The organism is Occallatibacter sp. (genome assembly GCF_035317045.1).
Taxonomy (GTDB): domain Bacteria; phylum Acidobacteriota; class Terriglobia; order Terriglobales; family Acidobacteriaceae; genus Telmatobacter.
In genome coordinates this window covers 80351-88639 of record NZ_DATHHT010000026.1, presented here as the reverse complement: position 1 = coordinate 88639, position 8289 = coordinate 80351, and the positions used below count along the sequence as shown (strand labels likewise).

6 protein-coding genes are annotated in these 8289 nt (G+C 57.1%); 4 read left to right on the top strand and 2 right to left on the bottom strand.

All coding sequences use genetic code 11. From position 1 onward, the window contains the following. The first annotated feature begins 309 nt into the window (after window positions 1–309). On the top strand, window positions 310–963 hold the full coding sequence (locus tag VK574_RS13070; protein ID WP_472800285.1) for a hypothetical protein: 654 nt from the start codon (window positions 310–312) through the stop codon (window positions 961–963). Next, window positions 891–1118 (top strand): DUF6258 family protein, encoded by a 228-nt coding sequence (locus VK574_RS13065; protein ID WP_472800284.1) that lies wholly within the window; start codon window positions 891–893, stop codon window positions 1116–1118. The genes VK574_RS13070 and VK574_RS13065 overlap by 73 nt, the downstream gene beginning before the upstream one ends. A gap of 402 nt (window positions 1119–1520) precedes the next feature. On the opposite strand, the gene VK574_RS13060 is transcribed toward VK574_RS13065, so the two are convergent. Next, on the bottom strand, window positions 1521–1637 hold the full coding sequence (locus tag VK574_RS13060; protein ID WP_472800283.1) for an NTP transferase domain-containing protein: 117 nt from the start codon (window positions 1635–1637) through the stop codon (window positions 1521–1523). A gap of 95 nt (window positions 1638–1732) precedes the next feature. Here VK574_RS13060 and VK574_RS13055 point away from each other — a divergent pair, with 95 nt between their 5' ends. Then, the gene (locus VK574_RS13055) at window positions 1733–3139 is read left to right on the top strand and encodes an APC family permease (RefSeq protein ID WP_472800282.1); all 1407 of its coding nucleotides are present in this window, start codon (window positions 1733–1735) and stop codon (window positions 3137–3139) included. Between the two features lie 5 nt (window positions 3140–3144). Here the strand turns inward: VK574_RS13055 and VK574_RS13050 are convergent, their stop codons facing one another. Further along, the gene (locus VK574_RS13050; RefSeq protein WP_472800281.1) at window positions 3145–3327 is read right to left on the bottom strand and encodes a DUF2165 family protein; all 183 of its coding nucleotides are present in this window, start codon (window positions 3325–3327) and stop codon (window positions 3145–3147) included. A 587-nt stretch (window positions 3328–3914) separates the two neighbouring features. Between VK574_RS13050 and VK574_RS13045 the strand changes: the two genes are divergently transcribed. Then, entirely contained in the window at window positions 3915–7895 is a 3981-nt protein-coding gene (locus VK574_RS13045) for an outer membrane beta-barrel protein (RefSeq protein ID WP_472800280.1), read from the top strand. Window positions 7896–8289: the final 394 nt, after the last annotated feature.

Genomic DNA, 8289 nt, shown 5'->3' with positions numbered 1-8289 from the left:
CGAGTTGCTAGCTGCGGCGCGGTCCATCCGATAATCGTTCAGCACGAGCTTCATTCAAGCCCGGCGCGCTCGGTTCGGCAGCGGCGCTTGCCTCAAGATGCTCGGATCGGTGCAGGGGCAACCAAAGTTCTGAGATCTTCTGGTGTTTCATGGGGCGACGCGGGCTGCTGAGCGGATGCTGTAGCAGCAACTGACGCCACAGAGGCAAGCAAGGCACATTTTGCAATTGTTCTGTCCATGGCCTGGCGCCCAAGCTTATCACCTCCTATCACGTCTACGGCATCACTCGGCACGGTTACGGGCTTTCCCGTGCTCCCGTTCCCAGCGGGGACAATTACTCCGCTGATCGTCTCGGAGATGATGTGCTCGCCGTCATCGCGGCTCTCAAGCTCGACCGTCCCATCCATCGCAGGCGAGGAACTCAGCTCCATCGGTTCCAGGCACCCCGAGAAAATTGCCGATCTCATCCATCTAGATGCCGCCTTTGCCTACGCTTTCTATGACCCCGTGCAGGGTAATCTCCTCATCGACGCCGCCGACCTGAAGCGGAGGCTGAAAAATCTGGTTTCGTCCGCGGGCCCGCGCGAACAGGAAGCAGCACTCAAGGAACTCCAGCGATCGATCCTTCCTCAGTTTGAAGAGGACCTGAAAACCCAGGAAGATGATCTGGCCAAAATTCCCGAGCCGCCGGCCGCCGCATCCAAGCCGCCTGAGGCGTCCCCCATTGTAAAAGCCATCCTGATGGGTAAGCAGAAGTACACGTCGATCAAGGTTCCGGTGCTGGCCATCTGCGCGGTTCCTCACGACCTTGGGTCGCGTTATGAGAACGATCCCGTCGCCCGAGCTGCTGGGAGTTTTATAACGACGAGAATATCGTCGATGGCTTATTGGTGTTCTTTGATGTCAGGTCGGTCTTGTTCGACCCGGCTGGGCCAATTCCGAATGACTACATCAGCGTTTTGAATGCTGAGCCTTTGACCGACGGTCACTACCGATTTCGCTTTTCGGCTGCATCTCTGGATCAGTCTTCAAGCTCTACAGAGGTCTTGATGACGATCGAGGCAAAACACTTGCATCTCGAAAATCCCTCCGTCCCAGGCGTACCGATTGAGAGCTAAAGTCGAATTGCGGGTGTGTCACAGCCAAACCGGACGTTACTCGAAAATGGGGTTTATGTCCAGGTTGACCACAACACTCATTTTGTCCGTGTGGTTCCCGGCAAAAGCATCGGAGATACCGTCGGGTTCAGCGGTGAAGTGAAAGGGCAATTCGCTACAGCAGAATTCTTTGATCGGCAGAAGGACCAGTCATACCGTTAGGTCGCGAGTGCCTCGCTGCTCAATCCAAATGCGCCCGTCAAGTTTTTTGTAACCAACACCTGATTCCTCATCACCATCGACAATTGGCGCAACGTCGGCCATGGAAAGGTTGTTGCCATCCATGACAACGGCATGCTCGTTCGGGCCTATGATCTCTCCGATTTGTTCACTAAGCGAGAGATCTGCGACGCGCCCGTTTCTTCAGCCCATCGAATTGCCGCGTTGCAATAGAGGTTCGCCGTCATTCAAGATCAGTTGCTTGGGCTCGCCAAGCCTGCGGCTTGAGCCCGCGGCGACAATGATGGCAGCGACAGACATCGTCCACAGTCTACCCTTCCCGGCTTGACTTCAACGGAAACCACGGGCGAGACTAACACAACCAGTAAGACAAATCTGCGGCGAAAGACGGACTGGTGGGCAACTCAAGCAACGCGACGGCTGAGGTGTATCCGGGGCGAACTGCAAAAGACGATTACGGCCTGCACGCCGGAGTTCTGGGGCCGTTGGAGACGCTCGCTCAGTCCGTCTCCGCCATGGCGCCTTCCACTTCTCCTTCGCTGACCATCCCCCTCGTATTTGCGATCGTCGGCAATGCTACCTGGCTCGTTTACCTGCTTGCCACCGGTACAATCCTGCTCATCGGTTTCTGCGTCAGCCGTTTTGCGCGGCTCTCCGCTTCTCCGGGATCGCTCTACACTTACACAGCAGAAACATTGCCAACCGTCTTTGGTGTAGCGGCCGGCTGGGGATTGTTGCTCGCCTATTTAGCCACCGCGGCCTCCGTCGCAGGCGGCGCGCTCTACTACACCAACGTGCTTTCGCAGCAATTCCTTCACTGGACCCCGCCGATCCTCGTCACGCTTGCCATCGTCTGCCTTGCCGCGGGCTTTGTTGCATATCGCGATGTAAAGCTCTCAGCCGAGTTGATGCTCTGGATCGAGATCTGCTCCGTCAGCCTCATCGGCATAGTTCTTATGGTCATGCCAATCCACTTCGGATTTCATCTCGATATGGATCAATTCAGGCTGCGTGGCGTTTCCTTCTCCAGCCTCGGCCCCGCACTGGTGCTTTCCATGTTCAGCTTCGTGGGGTTTGAAAGCGCCACCACGCTTGGCAGCGAAGCGCGCAATCCGCTACGCACCATTCCGCGAGCCGTGATCCAATGCGCAATCGTTTCCGGAATCTTCTTTATGCTTTGCTCATACTCTGAGGTGCTCGGATTTCGCGGCGCATCAGGCAAGTTAAGCGATACTACCAGTCCGCTGCATTTTCTCGCTGACAAGGCCGGCGTCGCGCCGCTGGGCACGGGCATCGATTTCGGCGCGCTCATCAGTATGGTCGCCTGCGTGCTCGCCTGCGTAACCGCAGCGTCGCGCGTGCTGATGCGCATGGCCCGCGAAAGACTGCTTCCCGCGCTTTTCGAAAAAACCAGTGCGCGCCACGGCACTCCAGTGGCGGGTGTTGTGCTCTCCACGTGCGTAGTTTTCATTCCAAGCGCTGTGATGGCCATGCGCGGAGTCAGCGGGTCCGACGTATACGACTTGCTAGGCTCTCTATCGGTCTTCGGCTTTCTCACCGCCTATGCGCTCGTCGCGCTGGCGCTGCCGTTCGCGCAACGTGCACGAGGTCAGCATTCACACTTTGTCGCGGCAGTCAGTCTGGTCGCCGTTTTGGTTGTGATCTTAATCGCCGTTTTCGATCTGCGCTCCACCGCCGACGTCGCCCATGCGCGACTTCCGTACATCTACCTGCTCTACATCGCTGCGGGCCTCGCCTGGTACACCGTACGGCGCAAGCAGGCAGCCGTCATCAACGACTGAAAGCGTTACGCTTGCGTTTTTTTATCCAGCTTCAGCAGCAGCACAAATCCGATAATCAGGAACATGCGAAATGCCTCTTCCTGATCATTCCACATGTGCGACTGCCACCTCAGGAACCACTCCCCGCCTACATCCAGAAATGCCACCAGCCAAGTCGGCAGCGAAAGCGTCAGCGCCATCACAGCCATTCGTTCTCAGCATTGAAGACACTTGCCGCCCGCGCAGAGCATGTACTAGGTTCACGAGTGCCCACTCACGCGATTCCCGCGAGCCGCAACAGTTTCGCTAAGCGCGTAATCACTGGTGAACCTCTGAATTGCTAAGGCTACGAGCCGCTTCACGCGTTCAAGTGCGAACCGGGCTGCGACGGAGATTTCGGCATCCACCATCCTAGCCTCCGCTTTCCCGTTGTCCGGTCTGAAAACAGCTTCCGCCGAGCTCGATTTCAGATCATCCAATCGCTCGAATCGTTGAATTGTGAAAAACGAGGTCAGGTTCGTGAATATCCTGTCACAAATAGCCCCAAACTCGACCGATGAGACCTCGCAAGTCTCTGAATCCACGCAATCCTTAGATGAATTTTATGCGGCGATTGCTATTCTCACGTCACGCTGAGAATTCCAGATTTCGTACAAAATACTCCGGCAGACGTGTATCAGTGAACGACCAATCTTCAACTTTCCGGTGATTCGGCACCTCTGAACTCATCTTTGTGAGCTTTTCCATTTCAAGGGTCCTGAAAAGCTCATTCCAAGGCTAGCAAATGAGGTATTCCATGTGCATTCGTTCCTTGATGATTTCCCGGCTGTTTGCATTCGCCACAGCCGCAGCGTTGTTCTCTTTAGCCGTTTTGGCCCAGCAGACGCTTGGTGGTCTTACCGGCGAGGTCACTGACGCGTCCGGCGGCGTCATCCCCAATGTGGCCATTACCGTGGTCGATGAGCAGACATCGCTCACACGCACCACCAAGACCAGCGCGTCCGGAACATATTCGCTGGTGAACCTGCCCATCGGCACCTACACGCTGACCTACACGGCCGACGGATACGACGTGCAGAAGACCCAGCATATCACCGTCCAGGCCAATCGAACCGCAACGGTTAACGCAGCGCTCAAAGTGGGCCAGACCACCACCACCGTCGAAGTCGAAGCCTCGCCACTGATGAATGCCGTCGACACCACCGTCGGCTACGTACTCGACACTTCGCAGATCAACGCCGTGCCGCTCTCTACCGGTAGCTTCACCGGCGTGGCCATTCTTTCACCGGGCGTTAACGCCGAGCTTCCCGGTGGAACCGGATCCAACAGCGGTCTCGGCAATGCGCCTATCTGGGCCAATGGACAGCGCGATACCAGCAACAGTTTTTCGTTGAACGGCGTCGACGCCAGCAATCTGTTTAACGGCAAAAGCACCAGCCAGGTGCCATCCGCACGTGTCATCAACAGCACTGGCGTATCCAGCAGCATCGGCGCAGGTGGCGTGATCCCCTCGACTGCTTCGATTTATCTTTCCATCGGCAACGCCATTCCCACGCCCGCCCCTGAATCGCTCGAAGAGGTTCGCGTGAACTCTTCGATGTACGACGCGCAGCAGGGTTCAACATCGGGTGCGCACATCGACCTGAGCACCAAGGCCGGAACCAATTCCTTCCACGGCACTGCCTACCTCCGACGTGGCACCGACTGGTTGAATGCTGCGCCATTCTTCTTCAACCAGGATCCGAGCATCCCCCAGAACCTGAAAGTGCCGCAATTGCACCGTTACACGGCGGGCGGCTCAATCGGCGGCCCGATTCTCAAGGACAAACTCTTCGGCTTCCTCTCCTATCAGCACCTGCGCGTTACAGACCAGGAGGTCGGTGACGGCTTCCTCGATGTACCCGTTGGGCTGAGCGATCAACGCGACGCCGCGACCCTGGCAGCTCTGGCCAACGACGCATTTTCGGACATCAACGGCAACACGATCACGGCCGCCAACGTCGATCCCCTCGCTCTCGCCTTGTTCAACTCGCCAGCTCTTCCCGGTGAACCTGGAAAGTGGCTCATCCCCAATCAAAGCGTCCCAACCTCGGACATCAGTGCAGCCCACATTGACAACGCCTTCATCCCCGGCACGGGCACTTTCAAGGCGGATCTCGGTGTTGCCGACCTCGACTACAATGCCTCGAGGAAAGACACCCTGTCTTTGAAGTACTACTACCAGCACGACCCCACGCTGGCGCCGTATTCCTATTCCAGTGTTCCCGGCTTCACTGAGCACCTCGACTCCGGCGCGCAGGTCTTTTCCATCACCAACAGCTATCTCATCAAATCCAATCTCAGCACGACACAGACACTGGGTGTACTGCGCGAAAAGAACTATGGCACCAACGAGCAGGCGTTCGGGCCGGATTCCATTCCCGGCGGCGCAGCTGGCAGTTCAGCTATCAACGTATTCGGATCGAAATATTTTCCCGGGATATCAATCTACGACGTGCTCGGCAAATATCAACCAGTCGGACAACCGTCAAAGGCCATCCTGAATATTGGCCCGAACGCCGAAGGACAGGCAGCCAACACCGGCGTATTTCAAAATCGCCTCGCTCCCTCTGGCTCCGCCATTTGGACTGTGGGCAAGCACACGGTCAGTTTCGGCGCCAACTACACCTACACCCAGCTCAACACCATCGATAAGCGCACCAATGCTGGCACCGTTGCGACAGACGATTTCAGCCAGTTTGTGCAGGGATTTGTTACCCCCGGCAGTTCGGCCACCGGTTTCTATGTCACCTCATTCCTTCAGGGCAATGCCAACCGCTACTATCGCGCCAAGCAGCTGGGCACTTATGTCCAGGACAAGTTCCAGGTCACACCAGCGCTCTCGCTCACCGCCGGCGTCCGCTTCGACTGGGATGGCGGCCTGACGGAAAAGTACGGACGCCTCTTCAACTTCGACCCGACGCGCTACAAGTACAACGCCGGCAGCGACACCATCGAAGATTCCGGCTTGATTATTGCCGGCAACAACAAGAACGGAACTTCGGGTGTGAGTTCCACCACTTTGACCGGCCGCCAATGGGGAATTGCTCCGCGCATCGGCGTTGCATGGCAGCCAGCCTTTCTGCGCAGCAAAGTGGTAGTCCGCACCGGCGGCGGCATCTACTACGATCGCGGCGAGCTTTTCAGCTACTTTTCGCCGGGCTATGCAATCGGTACGGTAACCGGCGGTCCGTTCGGCGTCAACCAGCAGTTGCCGTTTGTGAATGCCTCAAGCTGCCCGACGACGTCTCAATCTCTTTACCTGTTTTACGTTCCAACGTGCGGCGGTAATGGTGGGTTTGAACCGCCAAACGGTCCTCCTACGCCGCAGTCGGGCAATCTCGAGAACCCTTACGGCACAACCCTTCAACACGCAGCGCCGAACGATCCCAAAGCTTCAGACCTAGCGAATTATCTGCCCAATGCGTACAGCATTGTGAACTTTGGCGACGGCGCCGATGGAGTCATCAACAACGGGCAGCCTATCTCGCTCGGTGTTTACGACCGCACCAACAAGCTCCCTTACACGTTCAACTACACCCTCGACATTCAATGGCAGCCTCGCAATGATCTCGCCATTGAAGTCGGCTATGTCGGCAACATGGGCCGGCACCAGGTCGTCCCCGTGCCATTCAATCAGCCCAATATCGCTTCTCCATCCAACCCGCTGCTCGCCGGCAGCACCTACCAGCAGAACTACAGCTACGGATACAACGTCGGCTTCGGCCAGTTGGACGACGGTTCCTTCTATCAGGCCAACTACGAAGGCGGAAACGTCGATCTGCGCGTTCCCTACATCGGCTACGCAGCCGAGTCCATCACCTACAAGGCTGCGGGCGTCGATGCGTACAACGCACTCCAGGCACACTTTGAAAAGCGCATGAGCCACGGCATTCAGGTCGGAGCATCCTACACCTACTCCCACGCGCTCGACGAACAGAGCGGTCTGGGCTTGTTTTACAACGGCAACAATCCTCTCGATCTGCGTAGCGGATACGGTTCGGCGGACTTTGATCGCACCCACGTCATCAACTTCAACTACATCTTCCGCGTGCCTGACTATGCGCGAAAGCATTCGCTGGCCGGCTACGCCATCAACGGCTGGTCGATGGTTGGCCTAACCGTCCTGCAGAGCGGGCAGCCCTACAGCGTTATCGACTTCTCAGGCGCTGTGGGGAGCATCTACTATTCCACAGCAGACGGCATCACCAATCCCATCGTGCCGCTCGCCAAAGGCTGCACCGCCAAGAGCGCCAAGACCAAATCCTCCGGAGCATGGTTCTATGCAGGCGGCAAAACTGCTTTGGACCCCGCCTGCTTCACCTTGCCCCTTCTTCCGGCGGGGAGCCTCAATGGCGCCATTCCCTCCTCTGATCCCTATGAAACCGGCTTCGCAACCGGCCAGCGCAATATCTTCCGTCAGTCGTTTCAAAAGCGCGCTGATGCATCGCTCGTGAAGGTTTTCTCCATCAAGGAGCAGTACAACCTCAAGTTCACCTTCGATGTCTACAACCTCACCAACACCAGCAGCTTCGATGTCCCCGGCAATGAGGTGTCCCAAAACCAGGGCTACAACCCCTTCCCGTCCGGAGACTTGACACCTCTACCAACCGGTTGTGATGCCAACGGGCACCAGACAAACACCAGTTTCTATAACTGTCCGGCGAGCCTGGGCATCGTGACGCACACGATCGGCAGCCCGCGTCAGGTGCAGATGTCGCTGCACTTCGACTTCTAATTTCAGAGTTCAAACGCAAAGGCGATCGCTTCTTTTTTGCGCATCCTCGGCACGAGTCACGGTTGTGGAGTTGCAGCCGCAGGAGGCGCCGGTCGCGACATATTCCCGAAAATCCCGTTCACCACTCATCCAGCTTGCCCTGACGCTCGCTTTGAACGCTGGGATGAGTGACGCGGAGATCAAAGCGCTCACCTGGGTCAGATCCATCTGGACAAAGGCTACCTGCAAGTGGGGGAAAGCAAGACCGCGGCCGGCGAGGGAAGGACCATCCCCATCAATTCCGTTCTGCCGCAGGCCATCCTCGAACATCGGGTCAAGCGTTAGCAGCGTTAGAGCTTCGACTTTGGTTCCAATTCATTGAAACATATTGACTTGTGTTCGATTGTCGGCCCGC